Origin of the sequence: Sphaerisporangium rhizosphaerae, assembly GCF_042665155.1 — a bacterium.
Lineage (GTDB): Bacteria > Actinomycetota > Actinomycetes > Streptosporangiales > Streptosporangiaceae > Sphaerisporangium > Sphaerisporangium rhizosphaerae.
The window spans coordinates 215,119-235,450 of sequence record NZ_JBHTCG010000004.1 but is presented as its reverse complement, the minus strand read 5'-3'; the positions used below and the strand labels follow the sequence as shown (position 1 = coordinate 235,450).

The following is a 20,332-nucleotide window of genomic DNA, read 5'->3' as shown; positions in this document are numbered from 1 at the left end:
CGTTGTGAGACTGCTCGCTCTGTCCGGTCTTGGAAGGTCTTATAGGCCGGGAGTGATTCTCGTGAGCGTGTGTCCGAAATGGTCGCCTCGCTGGAGTCGCGTCACCGGACGGGGCCCTTGTGAGATGACGGCCCGTCATGAGACGGGCCTCGTCGAGGAGGGCTCGTGCCGGAGAGGCCGTCCCGGCTCGCTTCCCAGACACTCCGTAACGGACCAGGCGTCCGGCGGAGCCACAGACGCCTCGCCGCCCGCGAGAGCGGCCACGGTGCCCGGTCATCGTGCCGGGCTCGCGCGGTGAGGCACAGAAGCTTTGCCCGTTCCGGGGGCGCGGCCCGGGACGGGCAAAGCCATGTCCGGACGCCGGTCGATCCTCGGCAAAACCGTGTTCGGTGGGTGGTCGGTCACCGGGTGTGGGTGGGAGGCGCGATGTTCGGCCGGTACCGGGTGTGGGTGGGAGCCGCGATGTTCCACCCGGTACCAGGTGTGGGTGGGAAAGCAATGTTGGGTGGGTGGTCGGTTACCGGGGGTGTAGGTGGGAGGCGCGATGTTCGACCCGGTACCAGGTGTGGGTGGGAAAGCAATGTCGGGTGGGCGGTCGGTCCGCCGAGTGTGGGTGGGACAGGCGATGTTCGACCGGTATCAGGTGTGGGTGGAAAGCAATGTTCGGTGGGTGGTCGGTTCACAGGGTGTGGGCGGGGAGCGCCGGGTTGGGGTGTCGGCCTGTACCAGGGGTGATCAGGGGGTTGGGGGAGCCGTGTTCGGAGGGCGATCGGTGTCCAGGGGGTGGGTCGGTGGCGCGGTGTTCGGGGGTGGTGGTTCTTCCCGGGACGGTGTGACGGGAAGTGGGGCGGTGGCCGGGGGGTTACAGTTGCCTGGGCGGCGGCTACAGGGTGCTGGCCACGCGCAGGATCTTGCGGCGCAGCCGTACATGGCGGCGGCCATCGGGATACAACCGCAGGCGGTCCAGCTCCCAGTGTCCGTATTCGGCGTGTTCGGTCAGCACGCGCCGGGCGGCTTCGCGGCTGGTCCCGCGTGGCAGATACAGGTCCAAATAGGAGTACTCGAGCACAGCGGTTAGTCTCCGAAGGGTGTGCAAGGGGACGCTGGCACTCTCTGGGCTCTATTCTGCGTCCTCGTGGGTATCGGGTCCAGGTAGGTGGAACACCGGTAAGTGACCGGGTAGTCCGACGGGGAGAAGTTTCCGGCGGCGGGTTACCTTCATGCCTGTGACGGATCACATCGGCCCGCCTCCCACGGCGGGCGGTGCGGGATCGGCAGGGGAATGACAGCGAACAGCGAGGTAGGAAGCAGCGTGCCAGCCAAGAACGGCAACGCCGGCGGAACCCGCCTGGTGATCGTGGAGTCGCCTGCGAAGGCGAAGACGATCGCCGGGTACCTCGGGCGCGGCTACATCGTGGAGTCCAGCATCGGCCACATTCGAGATTTGCCCGAAAAGGCCGACGACATCCCCGAAAAGTTCAAGGGCGAGGCATGGGCCAGGCTCGGGGTCAACGTGGACAACGAGTTCGAGCCGCTCTACGTCGTCAACCCGGACAAGAAGTCGCAGGTCTCCAAGCTCAAGCAACTGCTCAAGGACGCCGACGAGCTCTACCTCGCCACCGACGAGGACCGCGAGGGCGAGGCCATCGCCTGGCACCTCCAGGAGGTGCTCAAGCCGAAGGTGCCCGTGCACCGCATGGTGTTCCACGAGATCACGCCGCAGGCCATCCAGGACGCGGTGTCGAATCCGCGCGCCCTCAACCTGCGCCTGGTGGACGCCCAGGAGACCCGGCGCATCCTCGACCGCCTCTACGGCTACGAGGTCAGCCCGGTCCTGTGGAAGAAGGTCAAGCCGCGCCTGTCGGCCGGCCGCGTGCAGTCGGTCGCCACCAGGCTGGTCGTGGAGCGCGAGCGCGAGCGCATCGCCTTCACCTCGGCCGACTACTGGGACCTGCGCGCGCTGTTCGACACCGGCCGCGACGAGGACCCGCGCAGCTTCGGCGCGACCCTGACCTCGCTGGACGGCCGCAAGGTCGCCCAGGGCCGCGACTTCGCCAGCACCGGCACGCTCAAGAGCGCCGACGTCCTGCACCTCGACGAGCAGGCCGCCCGAGCCCTGTCGCAGCGCTTGGAGAACTCCTCCTACGCGGTCACGTCGGTCGAGAGCAAGCCGTACACGCGCCGGCCGTACGCGCCGTTCCGCACGACCACGCTGCAGCAGGAGGCCAGCCGCAAGCTCGGCTTCTCGGCCAAGTACACGATGCAGGTGGCCCAGAAGCTCTACGAGAACGGCTACATCACCTACATGCGTACCGACAGCACCACGCTGTCGGAGACCGCGCTGGCCGCCGCCAGGAGCCAGGCGGTGCGGCTGTACGGCGCGCAGTACGTCCCGGACAAGCCCAGGGTGTACGCGAGCAAGGTGAAGAACGCCCAGGAGGCCCACGAGGCGATCAGGCCCTCCGGGGACGAGTTCCGCACGCCGGGGGAGACCGGCCTCAGCGGCGACATGTTCCGCCTGTACGAGCTGATCTGGCAGCGCACGGTGGCCTCCCAGATGAAGGACGCCGTCGGCGAGTCGGTGAGCGTCCGCATCGCCGGCACCTCCAGCACCGGCGAGAAGGCCGAGTTCAGCGCCTCCGGCCGGACGATCACCTTCTACGGCTTCCTCAAGGCGTACGTGGAGGGGGCCGACGACCCCTCGACCGACCGTGACGACTCGGTCAGCCGCCTGCCCAACCTCGCCCAGGGCGACGCGCTGACGGCGCTGGAGCTGGAGGCCGAGGGCCACTCGACCCGCCCGCCGGCCCGCTTCACCGAGGCTTCGCTGGTCAAGGAGCTGGAGGACCGCGAGATCGGACGCCCGTCGACGTACGCGTCGATCATCGGGACGATCCTCGACCGGGGGTATGTCTTCAAGAAGGGGACGGCGCTGGTGCCGTCGTTCCTGGCCTTCGCCGTGGTCAACCTCCTCGAGCGGCACTTCGGCAACCTGGTCGACTACGACTTCACCGCCGAGATGGAGAAGGTCCTCGACGACATCGCCAACGCCCGCGCCGAGCGGGTGCCCGAGCTGCGCCGGTTCTACTACGGCGACCAGGGTGACGACGGGCTGAAGGAGCTGGTCAGCGACCTCGGCGAGATCGACGCGCGTGAGATCAGCTCGTTCCCGATCAGGGGCACCGACATCGTCATCCGGGTCGGCCGGTACGGGCCGTACCTGGACCGGGACGGCGCCCGCGTCAACGTCCCCGAGGATCTCGCGCCCGACGAGCTCACCGCCGACAGGGCCGAGGAGCTGTTCACCCAGCCGAGCGGCGAGCGTCAGCTCGGCGTCGACCCGGGCACCGGGCGGGTGATCGTCGCGAAGTCCGGGCGTTTCGGCCCGTACGTGACCGAGATCCTGCCCGAGGAGGAGCCGCCGCCCGCCGAGGGCGCCAAGCGGAAGGCGAAGAAGGACGTCGCCAAGCCGCGCACGGGGTCGCTGCTGAAGTCCATGTCGCTGGACACGATCACGCTGGACGACGCGCTGAAGCTGCTGTCGCTGCCGCGCGCGCTGGGCGAGATCGACGGCGAGGAGGTCACGGCGCAGAACGGCAGGTTCGGCCCCTACATCAAGAAGGGGACCGACTCCCGGTCGCTGGCCTCGGAGGACGAGCTGTTCACGGTCACGATCGACCAGGCCAAAGAGCTGTTCGCGCAGCCCAAGACGCGGGGCAGGGGCCGTGCGGCCGCCGCTCCGCCGCTGCGTGAGCTCGGCGTGGACCCGGTCTCCAAGCAGCCGGTCGTGGTCAAGGAGGGCCGTTTCGGCCCGTACGTGACCGACGGCGAGACCAACGCGTCGCTGCGCAAGGACGACTCGGTGGAGCAGATCACGATCGAGCGTGCCGCCGAGTTGCTGGCCGAGCGCCGCGCCCGGGGCCCGGCGCCGAAGCGCCCGCGGGCCAAGGCGGGGGCGAAGGCCGGCGCCAAGTCCTGACACGCCGGGGTATGGGAGCGGGGCGTCGCCGATACGGCGGCGCCCCGGTCTCCTTCACGGCCCCGGTCTCGTTCGCGGCCCCGGTGGACGCCCGCGCCGCGCAGGCCGGGCTCCTTCGCGGGGCCATGGCGGGCGCTGCGGGCTCAGGCGGGCGCTGCGGGGCTCAGCCGAACAGGGTGCGGCCCCAGTAGTCGCCGGCGTCGCGCAGGCCGGGAGGGCAGGCGAACAGGGCGCTGGAGACGTGCTTGATGTACTCGTTCAGCTTGTCCTTGCGCGCCAGTTCCATCTGGATCGGCACGAACTGCTTGTGCGGGTCGCGCTGGTAGGCGATGAAGAACAGCCCCGCGTCGAGCCGTCCGAGCCCGTCGGAGCCGTCCACGTAGTTGTAGCCCCGGCGCAGCAGGTGGGCGTTCCCGTGCGTGGACGGGTGCGCGAGCCGGACGTGGGAGTCCATCGGGATCATCGGCGTGCCGTCGGGCTTCTTGGCCGCGAAGTCGAGCTGGTCGAACTCCTTCTTCTTGCCCAGTGGCGCGCCCTCGCCCTTGTCGCGGCCGAAGATGTCCTGCTGCTCGGACAGCGAGGTCCGGTCCCAGGTCTCGATGTTCATGCGGATCTTGCGGGTCACCATGTAGCTGCCGCCCGCCATCCACGCGGGGCCGTCCCCGGTGGCCACCCAGAGCTGGTCGCGCAGCAGGGCGGCGTCCTCCAGCTTGAGGTTGGCGGTCCCGTCCTTGAAGCCCATGAGGTTGCGCGGGGTGGCCTGGGCGCGCGAGGTGGAGGACGTGCGGCCGAAGCCGAGCTGCGACCAGCGGACCGACACCTTCCCGAAGCCGATGCGGGCGAGGTTGCGCACCGCGTGCACGGCGACCTGCGGGTCGTGGGCGCACGCCTGGATGCAGATGTCGCCGCCGGAGATCTCCGGCCGCAGGTCCTCGCCGGGGAACTTCGGCAGGTCGGCCAGCGCGGCGGGCTTCTTGGCGGCCAGCCCGAACCGGTCGTCGAACAGGGAGGGCCCGAAGCCGATGGTGATCGTCAGCCCGGACGCGGGCAGGCCCAGCGCCTCGCCGGTGTCGTCGGGCGGGGCCTCCACGGCGCCGCCGACCGCGCCGAACGTCCCGGCGTCCTTGCCCTGGGTCATCCGCGCGGCCGCGGCCGTCCACTCCTGCAGGAGGTCGACGAGCTCGGCGCGATTCTTGGTGATGACGTCGAAGCTCACGAAGTGCAGGCGGTCCTGCGCGGGGGTGACGATGCCGGCCTGGTGCTCGCCGTAGAAGGACACCGGGTCGGAGGTGGAGGCGGCGGCCGCGGGGGCGGGCCCTTCCATCACGCCGCGGGTGGCGAGCGCGCCCGCGCCGGCGGCCGCGACGCCCGCCGCGCCGATGCCGAGCAGCCTGCGCCGGTTCATCTGCGTCATCGGACCTCCCCTGCCCGCGCGCGGCGGCGGCGGACGCGCGTCACTTGGCCACCACCGCGGCGACCCTGCTGATCGGCTCGGCCAGCGCGTTGATCGCGTCGGAGAGCTCCTTGAGGTCTTCCTTGGAAAGGTCGGTGTGCAGCTTCCAGCCGTCGCCGTCGTGGTGCTTCTCCAGCGTCGCCTCGGCGGCGGCGAACTTCTCGTCCAGGGTCTTGGCCAGGGCGGGGTCGCGCTCGTCCAGGACGGGGCGCAGCGCGGCGACCGCGGCCTGCGAGCCTTCGAGGTTGGCGGCGAAGTCCCACAGGTCGGTGTGGGAGTAGCGGTCCTCCTCGCCGGTGATCTTCCCGGTGGCGACCTCGTCGAGGAGCTCCTTGGCGCCGTTGGCGAGCTTGAGCGGCGGCACCTTCTCCGACGATGCCAGCTCGACGATCTTCTTCACGTCCGCCATCAGCTTGTCGGCGACGGGACCGTCCTTGCTGATGTCCTTGGTGATCCACAGATCCTTCTCGATCTTGTGGAACCCGGTCCACTCCTCGCCCTTGGCCAGGTCGCCCTCGCGGGCGTCGATGGCGGGGTCGAGGTCGCCGAAGCTCTCGGCGACCGGTTCGATGCGCTCCCAGTACGTCCGCGCGACCGGGAACAGCTTCTTGGCCTTGTCCATGTCGCCCGCCTTCACGGCGTCCACGAACTCCTGGGTCTTGGTGAGCAGCGTGCCGGCCTGGCTCTTGACGTACCGCTGGTAGTCGGTGGTGGCCTGGGCGAGCTTGGCGTCGCCGCTGAGCGGCGCGGCGGCGCCGCTCACCTTGAGCGGGTTGCGGATGCCCTTGCCGATCATGCCCGGCTTGCAGGCGGTCTCGTAGGTGCCGGCGGGCAGTTCGATGAGGACCTCACGGGTGAGGCCGGGGACGACGTTCTCCACCTCGCCCATGACGCGGTCGCCCGCCGCGTAGACGTAGAACTCGGTGACCTTGGTGCCGCCGTTGGTCACCGCGAAGGTCGAGGTGCCGGCGGGCAGGTCGGTCGCCGAGACCTTGCAGTCGGTGTCGGAGGCGGCGACGCTGATCTTGCCCGGCTTTCCCCCTGCCTGGGCGGAGGTGTCCGCGCCGCCGCCCGTCGAGGAACACGCGGTGAGCCCCGCCAAGGCCAGCGCGCCGGCGGTGAGGACGAGGGGGGTGCGCATGATTCTCCAGAGATGGTCGAGGTGGTGCGGCCGGGACGTGGCGCGGCGGGGACGTCTGTTCATGAGATGGCGTCTGGTCATGGGGAGCGTCACGAGGAGGTGGACGCGGGCGTCGCGGACGGCGCGCGGGAGGCGTCCTTCTTGCGGGGCGGCACGAGGAACAGCACCAGCACCGGCACGAGGTAGGCGACCCAGGCGATCGTCTCGAGGATGGTGGGCTGCGGGGTGAAGTTGAACATGCCGCTCAGCAGCGTGGTGTACCAGGCGTCCGGGGGAAGGGCGCCGGACAGGTCGAACGCGGGAGCGGTCAGAACCTGCACCACGCCGGACTCGATGAGGTCGTGGACGCCGTACTTGAAGATGCCGGCCGCCACGATGATCAGCAGCAGGCCGGTCCAGGTGAAGAACTTGGTCAGGTTGATGCGCAGCGCGCTCGCGTACAGGGCCCAGCCGAGCACGACGGCGGTGAGCAGGCCCAGGCAGATGCCGATCAGCGGGGACGCGCTGGTGGTGGCGCCCTGTGCGGCGGCGAAGAAGAGCAGCGCGGTCTCGAGGCCCTCGCGCGCCACCGCGAGGAAGGCCATCACGACGACGGCGGTCGCGCCGAGGTTGAGCGCCTCGGTCAGCTTGGCGCGCAGGTCGCCGGACATGCGGCGGGCCGCCGTCCGCATCCAGAAGATCATGAAGGTGACGAAGACGGTGGCGGCCAGCGAGGCGATCGCGTCGAAGAACTCGTGCGAGCGCGAGTCGAGGTTGGCGGCGGTGAAGGTGAGCAGCGCGCCGAAGCCCACCGACAGCGCGACGGCGGCGGCGACCCCGGCCCACACGAGCGGCAGCCGTTCCCGCCGGTCGCTCTTGACGAGGAAGGCGACGAGGATCGACACGACAAGGGTCGCCTCAAGGCCCTCTCGAAGACCGATGAGATAACTGGCGAACACCGCTGCTCCTCGACGCTTGCTTAGCCTTACCTAAATTAGGACAGACTTACCTTAGCCTTGGCAAGAGCGCGCCCGTCAGCAGGGGCGCCCCTTTTATCGACGGCGGGGAAGGAGGGCCGGCGCCTCCTCGGCATCCCGTTCCCCGTGGCCGGCGCGGGAACGCGTCCAGGTCGGCAAAGCCTGGAGGCCGCCGACGGCCGCCCGGCGGCCGCACACGTTCGGGAGAACGTCATCTCGAGGCGAGTGTCTGTTCACCGTGGGGAGGCTGCCCGAGATGTGCCGTACGTACCTCCGGAGCGGGCGATTTCTCTCGCTCCGGGAGCGGCATGCAGGTCGCGGGAGGCCCTCTGTGGCGCAGAGGTGACACTTGAGTGGCCTGAGTGCCATTCGGTGCCTGTGAGATCATTCAGCGATCGACCGCGCGCGCCGGGCGGGGCCGGGTCCGCGCTCGTGGAACCAGGAACCTGTCCTACTTTTCGCCACATCTTTCCTGCGAGGGGCAGGGACTGGTAATACCCTCAGGTGAGGACCACGCGGGCGAATCCGTCTTGCGTTCGATCCGCCCCATGCCCAGCGAGCACCTGGATACGCTGACATCATGACCACCTCCGGCCGGTCCGCCTCGCGTCGCAGACCTCCCCACGTGCTGGCGAACGCCCCCTTCCGCCGGCTGTGGACGGCCATGGCGGTGTGCAGCCTGGGTGACTGGCTCAACATCATCGCGATCACCGCGTTCGCGGCGTACCTGACCCAGGGGGCGGGGTACAAGGCGCAGAGCCTCGCCATCGGCGGCGTCTTCGTCGTCAAGATGCTGCCCGCCATCGTGCTGGGGCCGCTCGCGGGCGCGTTCGCCGACCGGTTCGACCGGCGCCTCACCATGTTCCTGGCCGACCTCGCGCGCTTCGCGCTCGTGCTGTCGATCCCGCTGGTCGGCAGCTACCAGTGGATCATCATCGCGACGTTCCTCGTCGAGTGCGTGAACCTGTTCTGGGTGCCCGCCAAGGACGCCACCGTCCCGAACCTCGTGCCCAAGGACCGCTTGGAGGAGGCCAACCAGCTCAATCTGCTGGTCACCTACGGCACCGCGCCGGTGGCCGCGGCGCTGTTCGCCGTGCTGTCGGTCAGCGTCGAGGTGCTCGGCAAGGCGGTCCCGAGCATGGCCCTGGAGCCCGCCCACCCCGCGCTCATCGTCAACGCCCTGGCCTACCTGGTCTCCGCGTTCCTGATCTTCACGCTCCGCGGCATCCCCAAGGGCCACACCGCCGCGGTCGCCACCCCCTCGGTGCTGCGGCAGATCGTCGACGGCTGGCGCTTCGTCGGCGGCAACCGCATGGTCCGCGGGCTGGTCATCGGGATGCTCGGCGCGTTCGCCGCCGGCGGGGCGGTCATCGGCGTCGCCAAGGTGTACGTCGTGGCGCTCGGCGGCGGGGACGCCGCGTACGGCACGGTCTTCGCCGCCGTCTTCCTCGGCATGGCGTCCGGCATCTTCTTCGGCCCCCGGCTGCTGCGCGAGCTGTCGCGGCGGCGCCTGTTCGGGCTGGCGATCGTCACGGCGGGCGTCGTGCTGGCCGGCACCGCGCTCATCCACAACCTGGTCATCGTCGTCATGCTGGTCGTCGTGCTCGGCGCCTGCGCGGGCATCGCCTGGATCATCGGGTACACGCTCATCGGCCTGGAGGTCGAGGACGGCATCCGCGGCCGCACCTTCTCCTTCCTGCAGTCCATGGCCCGGGTGACCCTGCTGCTCGTGGTCGCCGTCGCCCCGGCCCTCGCCGGCGTGTTCGGCACGCACGTCATCACGCTCGGCGCCCACCTGGACTACCACTTCGACGGCCCGAACCTCGTCATGCTCATCGGGGCGCTCGTCGCGATCGTCGTCGGCGCGCTCGCGCTGCGCCACATGGACGACCGGCGGGAGGTGTCCATCACCTCCGACCTGATGGCCGCCTTCCGCGGCGAGCGGTACGTGCCCGAACCCGCCGAGCTGTCGCACGGCCTGTTCATCGCCTTCGAGGGCGGCGAGGGATCGGGCAAGACCACCCAGTCGCGGCTGATCGCCATCTGGCTGCGCGACCAGGGCTTCGACGTGGTGCAGACCCGCGAGCCGGGCTCCACCAAGGTCGGCATGCGGCTGCGGGCCATCCTGCTCGACTCGACGCACCAAGGGCTGTCCGCGCGGTCGGAGACCCTGCTGTACGCGGCCGACCGCGCCGAGCACGTCGAGAAGGTCATCCGGCCCGCCCTGCACCGCGGGGCGATGGTCGTCTGCGACCGGTACGTCGACTCCTCGCTCGCCTACCAGGGCGCCGGGCGCGAGCTCGACCAGCAGGACGTCGCCAAGGTGAACTCCTGGGCCACCAGCGGGCTCGTCCCCGACCTGACCGTGCTGATCGACGTGCCGCCGTCGGTAGGGCTGAGGCGCATGGCCTCGCCGGCCGACCGCATCGAGGCCGAGCCGCTGGAGTTCCACGAGCGGGTGCGCCGGGAGTTCCGCGCGCTGGCCGCCGCCGAGCCCGACCGCTACCTCGTCGTGGACGGGCAGCGCACGCAGCAGGAGATCTCCCTGCTGATCCAGGACCGCGTCCGCGAGATCCTGCCCGACCCGGTCCCCCAGGAGACCGAGGCCATCACCGGCACGATGCCCGCTATCCGCGACTAGTCTTGCCTGCGTGACGGTCTTCGACGACCTGGTCGGCCAGGACGAGGCGGCGGACGTTCTCGGACGTGCCGCCGCGGCCGCCGCCGAGGCCCTCGCGGGAGGGCGCGGCGCCGGCATGACGCACGCCTGGCTGTTCACCGGTCCCCCCGGGTCGGGCCGTTCGGAGGCCGCCCGGGCGTTCGCCGCGGCGCTGCTCTGTCCCGACCAGGGCTGCGGCCACTGCGACCTGTGTCACCAGGTCGCCATCGGCTCCCACCCCGACGTCGAGACCGTGCGGCCCGAAGGGCTGTCGTACAGCGTCAAGCAGACGCGCGAGCTCGTGCTCCGCGCGGCGGGCGCCCCGACGCTCGGCCGGTGGCGGGTCATCCTGTTCGAGGACGCCGACCGCTCCACCGAGGCCGCCGCCAACGCGCTGCTCAAGGCCATCGAGGAGCCGCCGCTGCGCACGGTGTGGCTGCTGTGCGCGCCGTCCCCGGACGACATGGTGATCACGATCCGGTCCCGGTGCCGGGTGGTCACCCTGCTCACGCCTTCGACGGCGGCCGTCGCGCATGTCCTGGCCACGCGCGACGGTGTCGCGCCCGAGGTGGCGGAGTTCGCCGCGCGGGCCACCCAGGGGCACATCGGCCGGGCGCGGCGGCTGGCCCTGGACGAGGAGGTACGGCGCCGGCGCGAGGCGGTCCTGTCGCTGCCGCGTTCGCTCACCGGCGTCGGCGAGTGCGTCGACGCCGCCGAACGCCTGGTCAAGACCTCCGCCGAGGACGCCGAGGAGGCCACCGCGCACCTCAACGAGGCCGAGACCACCGAGCTGCGCAAGATCTACGGCGAGGGCTCGTCGGGCAAGGGCCTCAACAGGGGGCTGGTGCGCGGCGGCGCCGGGGCGATCAAGGAGCTGGAGGACCGGCAGAAGTCGCGCGCGACGCGCATCAAGCGCGACTCGCTCGACGTCGCCCTGCTGGACCTGGTCGCCTTCTACCGCGACGTCCTGGCCGTCCAGTTCGGGGCCGAGGTGGAACTGTCCACCGAAGACCGCAGGGCCGACCTGGTCGCGCTGGCGCGGTCGAGCCCGCCCGAGGACACCCTGCGGCGCATCGACGCGATCATGCTCTGTCGCGAGCGGCTGGCCGCCAACGTCAACCCCCAGATCGCCGTCGAGGCGATGGCCGTCTCCCTCTGGCGCCCCTGACCTCAGGCCGGCCCGGTCGCCTGGATCGTCGACTCCGATGGTGAGTGTGACGGCGTCGGGCCGGGAGGGAGGTCGGCCTCGGCGAGTCGTTCCATGAGTTCGCCGGCGAGGTGCAGGATACGGCGCTCCGCCGGGGACAGATGGTGCTCCATCGCCCGGCCCAGCCACGCGTCCCGGTAGGACATGTCACGCACGAGGGCGGCCATGCCCTCGGGCCTGAGGGTGATCAAGGACTGGCGTCCGTCGCCCGGGTCGCGTTCGCGGGCGACCAGCCCCTCGCGTTGCAGCTCGGCCAGGACGCGGGTCATCGACTGCGCCTGCACGCGTTCCAGCTCGGCGATCGCCTTGGGCGTCATGCCGCCCCGGTGGTACAGATGCGAAAGGACGCTGAGCTTCGCGCTGCTCAGGACCCCTTCCGGCCGTTCGGCCCGCAGCCGCCTGGCCAGCCGCATCGCTCCCCGCCGTACCGCCGAGACCTCGGCCCGCGCATCGTCCTCTTCCACGATCAGATAATACGCTTTCTCGTACTATCTAGCCGCCAATCACGGGAATCTGATACGTACATTCTTATGATTTGGCGCATACGCTTCGGCCGCCGGTCCCTGCTGCCGGACCGCTTCGCGGTGTTCCACGGGTTCCGCGCGTTCGTGGCCGCCGTGGGGACGTTCGCCACGCTCGCGGTCCTCGCCCGCTGGGCCCACGCGTCGTCCGGTGTGCTCGTCCTCGGTGTGGTGATCGCCTTCTCCCTGGACCGGGTGTCCCGTGGCGGGGCCGGCTGGAAGAGTCCGCTGGTGATCCTCGGGCTCCCGGTGGCGACGGCCTGCGTGGCGGTCGTCGGCGCGCTCATGCTCGTCAGTCCCCTGGCGGGGAGCGCCCTGTTCGTCGTGCTCGTCTTCGTGTCGATCCACCTGCGGCGGTACGGCCACGTCGCGTCGGCGTTCGGGCGGTTGATGGCGCTGCCCCTGCTGGGCCTGTTCATGGCGCCGGTCCCGGTCGGCGGCGACCCGCTCGCCGCGCTGGGCTGGTCGGCGGTGGCGGCGCTCGTCGCGGTCGCGTGGAACGGCGTCGCGGCCGTGGCCATGGCGCGCCTGCGTCCCCGACCGGCGCCTCCCGGTGACGGAACGACCGCCGTCCCACTCCCGTCGCCGTCGCCGTCGCCGTCGCCGTCGCCGTCGCCGTCCCCGTCGCCGTCCCCGTCCCCGCTCTCGTCCTCGGCGGCGGCGTCGGGGTCCGTGCACACCCGGCTGGCCGCGCAGTCGGCGCTGGCCCTGGCGCTCGCCTTCACGGCCGGCCACCTGCTCTTCCCCGCCCACTGGCCCTGGACGGTGGTCACGGCCCTGGTGGTCACCATCGGTGCCCGGTCGCGGGGCCACGTCCTGCACAAGGGTGCCCAGCGCTTCGCCGGCGCCCTGGCCGGGGCGGGCACGGCGACGTTGATCGCCGGTCCGGTCACGGGGCACCCGGTGGCGGCGGTCGTGGCGATCTTCGCGTACCTGCTGGTGGGACTGATCCTCCGCCAGGTGGACTACGCGTACTGGTCGTTCTGCATGACCAGCATGCTCGCCCTGCTGTACGGGATGCTGGGCCAGGCCGGTCCGGCGTTCCTCGGCGAGCGTCTGCTGCAGATCGTGCTCGGCACCGTCTGCGCGGTCCTCCCGGCGTTCGTCCTGCTGCCGATCAGAACCGAGGCCGTCGTGCGCCGGAACCTGTCGCGCACACTGGAAGCGCTCGGCGATCTTCTGCAAGACCCGCCGGAGCAGGAGAAACGCGCGCTGTTCGACGAACAGGCCGCGGCGCTGAAGATCGCCGCCGAGCCTCTGGTCGCCCTGCGGCGCGTCCTGCGGCCGTTGGTCCCCGTGCTGCCCGCGCACCGGACCCGTCCGGGGCTGGCGGAATGCGCGGAAGACCTGGCCGCATGCGGCGATCCGGTCGCCACGCTCACCGCCCCGCCACCGCCCCGTTCGTCTTCCACTCCGTCGGCGACCGCGGCACCCGTCACCCCGTCCGCCGCAGCGGAGCCCGGTCCGTCCTCCGTACCGTCCCACCGCGCGGCCCGGATCGCGTTGCGCAGGAACATCGGAGCCATCCGGCTGACTCTGGGCCGTCGCCCCGCTCCCGCGTGGGTGCCCGTCGAACTCCCGCCGCTCGACCAGGAGCAGCCGGCGGGCCAGGGCGCCGATCCGGTGCTGCGGGCCCTGGTCGAGCTCGAAGGCAGGCTGCGATCGGTGCACGCCACCCTCACCGCCGGCCACGGCGCCTCCGGCATCCCTGGCGCCGCCGCCGCGGCGGACGCCCCCGCCGCCGCACCGCGATGAGCGGCGCCGCCCCGAAGGGTTGCCTCCTGCGACCGATCTGCGCGTAATGTGGGCCGGAAGCGCGCAGGCGCCGGCCGTACCGGCGTGACGGCGAGGAGGCGGAGGCGTTCCGTGGGCATGATCATGGCCGTGAGCTTCACCCGCTACGGACGGCTCTACTATCTCGATCCGGGCGACCACAGTCCCAAGGTCGGCGACAAGGTCCTCGTGCCGACCGAGGCCGGGGCGGAAGTGGCCGAGTGCGTGTGGGCGCCGCAATGGGTGAGCGACGACGTCGAGGGCCTGCCCATCTGCGCGGGCATCGCCGGCGAAGACCACCTTGAGCGGGACGAGGGCAACCGGCGGCGGCGTGCCGAGGCCCGCAGCGTGTCCAAGCGCCTCATCAAGCGGCACGAGCTACCGATGAAGATCGTCGGTGTCGACTACCTCGACGCCGAGAACGTCTACACCGTGTACTTCTCGGCCCCGCACCGGGTGGACTTCCGCGCCCTGGTCCGCGATCTCGCCCGCAACCTGCGGGCGCGCGTGGAGCTGCGCCAGATCGGCCCGCGCGACGAGGCCCGCCTCCAGGGCGGCATCGGCCCCTGCGGCCGTGACCTGTGCTGCGCCACCTTCCTCAAGGACTTCGAACCCGTCTCGGTCCGCATGGCCAAAGACCAGGACCTTCCGGTCAATCCGCTCCGCATCGCGGGGGCCTGCGGGCGACTGATGTGCTGCCTGAAGTACGAGCACCCGCTGTACCAGGAGTTCCGTTCGGCGGCGCCGCGCGTGGGGGCGGCGGTCGACACGCCCGAAGGGGAAGGCACGGTCATCGGCCACAACGTGCCCTCCGACTCGGTCGTCGTGCGCCTGAACGACGGGGGACGCCGGTGCGCCTGCTCCCGGGCGAGCGTGTGCTCGCCGCGCCAGCAGCACGACGCGAGGTACGGCGGACGGGATACCGTCGAGGAGTGAAAGCCCACGTGGGCGGGGTACAACCAAGACGCCGTGCGGTTGATCGACAGCCGGCGTCGCACAACGGGGGAACGGCCCGCGGGGCCTCTGTGACAGAGGCCGGCGGGAATCAGCGGCAAGGGCCCGCCGGCGGGCCCGCCGCGACGAAGACGTCTACAACGGGGGATGGGTGGCGGCGCGATGATGCGCTTTTCCGGCGCTAGCCGTACGGCTACCGCATGTGTGGCGGCGATGCTGTTCGCCTCGGCCTGCTCGGCGACGGGCGACGCGGGCAACCGCGCGGACGGGCCGACCTCGGCCGGTGGGGACGCCGCCAGGGCCCCCTCGGCCGCGCTCGCGCCCTACTACGGGCAGAAGATCGCGTGGACGGACTGCAAGAACGGCTTCCAGTGCGGCAAGCTCGAAGTGCCCCTGGACTACGCGGCCCCGTCCGGCGACCGCATCGCGATCAGCGTGATCCGCCTCCCCGCGACCGGGAAGCAGCGCATCGGGTCCATCATCCTCAACCCGGGCGGACCGGGCGGCTCCGGCATCGAGTACGCCCGCGCCGCCAAGACCGTGCTGACGCCCGCCATCCTCGCCCGGTTCGACACGGTCGGCTTCGACCCGCGCGGCGTCGGGGAGTCCGCGCCGGTCCACTGCCTGTCCGGCCCCCAACTCGACAAGTTCATCGGGCTGGACGGCACGCCCGACGACTCCGCCGAGGTCAAGGAGCTCGCCAAGGGCGCCAAGGACTTCGCCGAAGGATGCCAGGCCAAGTCGGCCAAGCTCCTCCCGCACGTCGGCACCGCCGACGCCGCCCGCGACATGGACGTCCTGCGCGCCGTCCTCGGCGACCAGGGCATGACGTACCTGGGCAAGTCGTACGGCACCTACCTGGGCACCGTCTACGCCGACCTGTTCCCGAAGAAGGTGCGCGCCCTTGTGCTGGACGGCGCCATCGACCCCGCCCTCGCCCCGGTCCCGACGGTCAACGCGGCCCAGGCGCGCGGCTTCGAGGTCGCGTTCCGCTCCTTCCTCGCCGACTGCTTCAACCAGACCACCTGCCCGTTCTCCCCGAAGAACACCGACGCCGCGCTCGCGCAGCTGACGACCCTGCTGAAGAGCACCGACGAGCACCCGCTGCGCAACAACACCGGCGACGGCCGCAAGATCGACGAGTCGTGGACGACCCTCGGCATCGTCACCGCCCTGTACGACAAGCGCTCCTGGCCCGTGCTCCGCACCGCCCTCGCCCAGGCCTTCCGCGGGGACGGCACCACCCTGCTGCGGCTGGCCGACATCCTGGTCGACCGCCACCAGGACGGCAGCTACTCCAACCAGACCGAGGCCAACATGGCCGTCAACTGCATCGACCACCCCTACCCACGAGACACCGCCGCCTACGAGGACGCCGCCCGCGCGGCGCAGAAGGAGTCCCCGCACTTCGGCGCCTACGTCATGTGGGGATCCCTACCGTGTGAATACTGGCCGGCCAAGCCCACCGGCACCGACAAGCCGCTGAAGGCCGCCGGCTCCCCGCCCATCCTCGTCGTCGGCACCCAGCGCGACCCCGCCACGCCGTACGAGTGGGCCAAGGCCCTGGCCTCGCAGCTGTCCTCAGGAGTGCTCCTGAGCTACGACGGCGACGGCCACACCGCCTACCGCACCGGCTCGAGCTGCATCGACGCCGCCGTCGATCGCTACCTGTTGACCTTGACCACGCCCAAGACCGGCACCCTCTGCCCCAAGGTCACCTGACCCCGCCATCCGCCCACCACCGACGTGAGCGAGAACGCCCGGAAACCTGTAGACTTCCACACGCTGCGGGTACCCCGTGGCACGCCGCCTTAGCTCAGTCGGCCAGAGCGACGCACTCGTAATGCGTAGGTCAAGGGTTCGATTCCCTTAGGCGGCTCCACGCTCTGACCAGCGTAAACCCCCTGGAGATGATCTCTAGGGGGTTTCTCTGTGACAGGGATCGTTGACAGGGGACAGGGTGCAAGGTCCCCGGTCAGGTCAGCTGCCGAGCCGGCCGGCCCGCACGCCCGCCACGAACGCCCGCCAGGCAGCACGGCTCACCCGATGCGGCGGCACAGCCGGGCGCTTGCTGTCGCGCACCAGCACCACTCCGGGCAGGTTGCCCGCCACCTCCACGCAGTCGTTACCACTCCCGGGGTAAGACGCTCACGAGTTGCATCGACGCTGAGCGCTAATGTGCAGATCCGCTGCGGGACGGGCGGGACGGCGGGCGGCGGTGTCCACTGCGGCGCGGACGGCTGGCCCTGGCTGGTGGGAGGCTGCGCGGGCGGGGCCGTGGGGTCGGCCGGAGGCTGCGCGGGGGGGAGTCCGGGCCAGCGCGGCGGGGGGCTGTGCGGGCGGGGTGGGCATGGTCATGCGGATCCTCCAGGGGAGCGCGGTGGTGGAGATCGGCACCTGGCTGGCCGAGGAGAAAGGGCGTGCACCAGGCGGCCCGCGTGTTGGGATTGTGCTGTTTCGCCCCATTCGGGCGTCCGTCCGGGTACTGCCGGCGGACGATCTTTGGGAGCGCGTACCGTCACGGCTTATGCACCCTCAGACGCAGTGGGCGACGCAGCCCTCCACGCCCCCGAAGAAGCGGCAGCTCTCGGCAGGCGCGGTGATCTTCATCCTCTGCATCGCCGCGTCCCTGCTCATCCTCGGCGTCGTCGCATTCGCCGTCGCCGCCCGGGACCGATTCCCCGCCCACCCAGCCGCCGCCGCGAGCACGCCGGCGAGCGCCGTGCCGACGCCGGACGCCAGACAGCGCGAGGCCTACCTGAAAGTGCTGGCCATGCCCAAAAGGCGTTTTTGGTCAGCGAGTACAGGCGATCCCTTAAGCAGGCAGGGTTCGAATTCGTAATTTCGTTCATGATCCGGCTTGCATCGCCCGAGGCGACTGCGCCGGCGCAAGATGCCCTCTTCTAGCTTCGTCTGCCGTCTTGATCCGCTGGGCCACCCCGCGCAGAGATCGGTAACGGGTTTGTCACAGGTCTGCGCGTTTTGTAGTGGGTCGGTCACTGTTGACAGGGTGGAGGGGTCTTCTTCGAAGCGGGTGCCTGGCTGCGCGCGCCGGCGGTTACGGGGCGTGTTGCCCTGGACGGTAGCCGGGGTGTCGCTGGCGCTGGTGGTGGCGGGGCTGGTCGGCTTCTTCACCGACCCGCTACACCTGCCTGAGCATGTTCTGGGTGTACTGGACCAACGAGCCAGCGTGATCAGTATGTTCGTCGGGATCGCCGGGTTGCTAATGGCCGGGGCGGGGCTGTGGGCGCAGCTGCGCGCACCCGCTACCTCGCCGGAGCCGGTGGTGCCGGGCGGGCTGGCTTCACCGATGATTAGCGGTTCGATGTCCGGTGGCCAGGTGATCGGGCAGGTGACCGATTCGGTCCGGGTGAGCGGCCCGGGCAGCATGCATGTCGACCAGCGCTCGGTCGCCGGGCAGATTGATGCCCCGGTGATGACCGGCGACGGCGTCATGATCACTGGAGGGATCGTCGTAGGGACGGTGGGCGGTGTGCAGCTGCCGCCGCGGCCGCCGGTACCGGCCCGCCCGGTCCGACTGGCGCCCCGCCCGCCGCAGTTGGCCGGCCGCGACCAAACTCTCGCCGTGGTGCACCAGCGACTGACTAGCGACCAGGCCCATCCGAGTCTGCTGGTGATCCATGGACTAGGCGGGGTGGGAAAGACCAGCCTGGTGGTGGAGTACGCCCACCGCTACCAGCATGCCTACCGATTGGTGTGGCAGCTGCCCGCTGAGGACGCGACTGTGCTGTCGGCGGCGTTCGCCGAGTTGGCCGCGCTGCTGGGCATGCGCCAGCCCGGTGAGCTGGTCGACCCGGTGCACCAGGTGCACGCCGCCCTGGCTGCCTCCCCCGACCCCTGGCTGCTCATCTTCGACAACGCCCTCGACGCCGAAGCCCTGCGCGCCTTCCTGCCGCCCGTCGGCGACGGGCACGTTCTAGTCACCACCCGCTCCGGTCACTGGCCAACGCGCCACAGCATGGAACTGCACGTGCTAGACAACGGCCCCGCCGCCGTGTTTCTTACCGAGCGCACCGGCGACAACGAACCGGACACTGCGGCCGCAGTCGCGGTCGAGTTAGGTGGACTGCCGCTGGCGTTGGAGCAGGCCGGTGCCTACATCGACGCCACCGGCACCACTCTGGCTGGCTACCTGCACCTGCTACGCCGCCGCCGCGCCGAGATGCTGGCGCAGGGCCAGCCGTGGGGGTATGACCAGCACGTCGCCTCCACCTGGCACCTCGCCTTCGACCACCTGACCCATACCAGCCCACACGCGATCGCGCTGATACGGCTGCTGGCCTGCTACGCCCCCGAGGCCATCCCCTACCGGCTCCTCCTCACCCCCCTCGACCACGACGACACCGCCGACTCGCTGCACGACGGCGACGGTCTGGCCGAGTTGCGTGCGCTTCCGCACGGCGAGCTGGACATCAACACTGCGATCAGCGAGCTGCGCCGCCACGGCCTAATCAACCGGCCCGTCGGCGGCACCGTCTCGGTACATCGCCTGGTGCAGGCTGTCACACTCGACCAACTGCCCCCACCTGCCCGCACCGCCTGGCAGCACGCAGCCGCCACTTTGCTGCAAACCGCTCTGCCTGTCACACCCCGGCAGCCCGACACCTGGCCGCGCTATACCCAACTGCTGCCCCACGCCCGCGCCGCCCTCCCCCTCACCTCACCGGCGCTGCACCAAGTTGCCATTTTCCTCGGCTGCAGCGGCGACTACCGCACCTCCACGACCCTCATCCAGCAGATGCAGCAGGAATTCACCGCCAAGCTGGGCGCCGAGCACCCGGACACCCTGAAGATCCGGCACAACCTCGCCGCCTTCACAGGGGAAGCGGGGGATGCGGCTGCCGCGCGCGACCGGTTCGCTGCCCTGCTCCCCGACATCGAGCGGGTGCTGGGCGCTGACCACCCCGGCACCCTGACCACCCGGGGCAACCTCGCTCGCTGGACGGGGGATGCGGGGGATGCGGCTGCCGCGCGCGACCAGTTCGCCGCCCTGCTCCCCGTCCACGAGCGGGTGCTGGGCGCCGATCATCCCGACACCCTGACCACCCGGCATTATCTGGCCTCCTGGACAGGGGAGGCGGGGGAGCCGGCCGCCGCCCGCGACCAATACGCCGCCCTGCTTCCCGATGTCGAGCAAGTGCTGGGCCCTGAGCACCCCGACACCCTGAACACCCGGCACAACCTCGCCGCCTTAACGGGAAAGGCGGGGGATGCGGCCGCCGCGTGCGACCAGCTCGCCCTCCTGCTGCCCGTACGCGAGCGGGTGCTGGGCGCTGAGCACCCCGACACCCTGACCACCCGGCACAACCTTGCCTATTCAACGGGGGAGGCGGGGGATGCGGCTGCCGCTCGCGACCAGCTCGCCCTCCTGCTGCCCGTACGCGAGCGGGTGCTGGGCGCCGACCACCCCGACACTCATAACACCCGGGACAACCTCGCTCGCTGGACGGGGGAGGCAGGGGATGCGGCTGCCGCGTGCGACCAGCTCGCCGCCCTGCTCTCCATACGCGAGCGGACACTGGGTGCCGACCACCCCTACACCCTGGCCACCCGGCGGAACCTCACTCACTGGGAGAACAAGGCGAGGCAGCACGGCCAACACGCAATCTGACAGAGTGCAAATTTCGACTGGTTGCGTGGACCGACTCGTGGACCGGGTATTGAGGAG

At 70.7% G+C, this 20,332-nt stretch carries 13 protein-coding genes, 1 tRNA gene and 1 pseudogene; 9 read left to right on the top strand and 6 right to left on the bottom strand.

The genetic code is table 11. The features are described 5' to 3' along the window. Positions 1-883: 883 nt before the first annotated feature. Complete coding sequence (locus tag ACFQSB_RS08155) at positions 884-1,069, bottom strand: DUF5703 family protein (RefSeq protein ID WP_354842792.1); 186 nt, start codon at positions 1,067-1,069, stop codon at positions 884-886. A 243-nt stretch (positions 1,070-1,312) separates the two neighbouring features. Between ACFQSB_RS08155 and topA the strand changes: the two genes are divergently transcribed. Continuing rightward, complete coding sequence (gene topA, locus ACFQSB_RS08150; RefSeq protein WP_380825327.1) at positions 1,313-3,979, top strand: type I DNA topoisomerase; 2,667 nt, start codon at positions 1,313-1,315, stop codon at positions 3,977-3,979. Between the two features lie 163 nt (positions 3,980-4,142). On the opposite strand, the gene efeB is transcribed toward topA, so the two are convergent. The 3 genes from efeB to efeU all read right to left on the bottom strand — a co-directional run bounded on the left by efeB (position 4,143) and on the right by efeU (position 7,511). Continuing rightward, on the bottom strand, positions 4,143-5,393 hold the full coding sequence (gene efeB / locus ACFQSB_RS08145) for an iron uptake transporter deferrochelatase/peroxidase subunit (RefSeq protein ID WP_380825325.1): 1,251 nt from the start codon (positions 5,391-5,393) through the stop codon (positions 4,143-4,145). A gap of 40 nt (positions 5,394-5,433) precedes the next feature. Beyond that, on the bottom strand, positions 5,434-6,573 hold the full coding sequence (efeO, locus tag ACFQSB_RS08140) for an iron uptake system protein EfeO (RefSeq protein ID WP_354842783.1): 1,140 nt from the start codon (positions 6,571-6,573) through the stop codon (positions 5,434-5,436). A gap of 89 nt (positions 6,574-6,662) precedes the next feature. Then, positions 6,663-7,511, bottom strand: a complete 849-nt coding sequence (gene efeU / locus ACFQSB_RS08135; RefSeq protein WP_354918239.1) for an iron uptake transporter permease EfeU — start codon at positions 7,509-7,511, stop codon at positions 6,663-6,665. A gap of 598 nt (positions 7,512-8,109) precedes the next feature. Here efeU and tmk point away from each other — a divergent pair. Both tmk and ACFQSB_RS08125 read left to right on the top strand, forming a co-directional pair. Continuing rightward, positions 8,110-10,170, top strand: coding sequence for a dTMP kinase (tmk, locus tag ACFQSB_RS08130; protein WP_380825324.1), 2,061 nt, complete (start codon positions 8,110-8,112; stop codon positions 10,168-10,170). A 10-nt stretch (positions 10,171-10,180) separates the two neighbouring features. Further along, complete coding sequence (locus ACFQSB_RS08125) at positions 10,181-11,356, top strand: DNA polymerase III subunit delta' (RefSeq protein ID WP_380825322.1); 1,176 nt, start codon at positions 10,181-10,183, stop codon at positions 11,354-11,356. Positions 11,357-11,358: 2 nt separating this feature from the next. On the opposite strand, the gene ACFQSB_RS08120 is transcribed toward ACFQSB_RS08125, so the two are convergent. Next, positions 11,359-11,859 carry a MarR family winged helix-turn-helix transcriptional regulator gene (locus tag ACFQSB_RS08120; protein ID WP_380825320.1) on the bottom strand — a complete coding sequence of 167 codons (501 nt, stop codon included), beginning with the start codon at positions 11,857-11,859 and terminating at the stop codon, positions 11,359-11,361. Positions 11,860-11,925: 66 nt separating this feature from the next. Here ACFQSB_RS08120 and ACFQSB_RS08115 point away from each other — a divergent pair, with 66 nt between their 5' ends. The 4 genes from ACFQSB_RS08115 (at position 11,926) to ACFQSB_RS08100 (ending at position 16,525) form a co-directional block, all read left to right on the top strand. Further along, on the top strand, positions 11,926-13,671 hold the full coding sequence (locus ACFQSB_RS08115; protein WP_380825319.1) for an FUSC family protein: 1,746 nt from the start codon (positions 11,926-11,928) through the stop codon (positions 13,669-13,671). 117 nt (positions 13,672-13,788) lie between these two features. After that, positions 13,789-14,625, top strand: coding sequence for a PSP1 domain-containing protein (locus ACFQSB_RS08110; protein WP_380825571.1), 837 nt, complete (start codon positions 13,789-13,791; stop codon positions 14,623-14,625). 231 nt (positions 14,626-14,856) lie between these two features. Then, positions 14,857-16,365, top strand: a complete 1,509-nt coding sequence (locus ACFQSB_RS08105) for an alpha/beta hydrolase (RefSeq protein ID WP_380825317.1) — start codon at positions 14,857-14,859, stop codon at positions 16,363-16,365. A gap of 83 nt (positions 16,366-16,448) precedes the next feature. Continuing rightward, positions 16,449-16,525: transfer RNA gene (locus tag ACFQSB_RS08100), tRNA-Thr, on the top strand. A gap of 98 nt (positions 16,526-16,623) precedes the next feature. Here the strand turns inward: ACFQSB_RS08100 and ACFQSB_RS08095 are convergent. Next, positions 16,624-16,776: pseudogene (locus ACFQSB_RS08095) on the bottom strand (DUF397 domain-containing protein); the annotation flags it as partial. Between the two features lie 250 nt (positions 16,777-17,026). On the opposite strand from ACFQSB_RS08095, the gene ACFQSB_RS08090 reads away from it, so the two are divergent. After that, on the top strand, positions 17,027-17,485 hold the full coding sequence (locus ACFQSB_RS08090; protein ID WP_380825316.1) for a hypothetical protein: 459 nt from the start codon (positions 17,027-17,029) through the stop codon (positions 17,483-17,485). A gap of 249 nt (positions 17,486-17,734) precedes the next feature. Next, a complete protein-coding gene (gene fxsT, locus ACFQSB_RS08085) occupies positions 17,735-20,275 on the top strand; it encodes an FxSxx-COOH system tetratricopeptide repeat protein (RefSeq protein WP_380825315.1) in 2,541 nt (846 codons plus the stop codon). The last annotated feature ends 57 nt before the right edge of the window (positions 20,276-20,332 follow it).

Excerpts from the sequence above, each read along its gene's own strand:
- tmk (WP_380825324.1), top strand. The coding sequence starts at position 8,110 with ATGACCACCTCCGGCCGGTCCGCCTCGCGTCGCAGACCTCCCCACGTG.
- ACFQSB_RS08115 (WP_380825319.1), top strand. The coding sequence starts at position 11,926 with ATGATTTGGCGCATACGCTTCGGCCGCCGGTCCCTGCTGCCGGACCGC.
- efeO (WP_354842783.1), bottom strand. The coding sequence starts at position 6,573 with ATGCGCACCCCCCTCGTCCTCACCGCCGGCGCGCTGGCCTTGGCGGGG.
- ACFQSB_RS08105 (WP_380825317.1), top strand. The coding sequence starts at position 14,857 with ATGCTGTTCGCCTCGGCCTGCTCGGCGACGGGCGACGCGGGCAACCGC.
- ACFQSB_RS08110 (WP_380825571.1), top strand. The coding sequence starts at position 13,789 with ATGATCATGGCCGTGAGCTTCACCCGCTACGGACGGCTCTACTATCTC.
- efeB (WP_380825325.1), bottom strand. The coding sequence starts at position 5,393 with ATGACGCAGATGAACCGGCGCAGGCTGCTCGGCATCGGCGCGGCGGGC.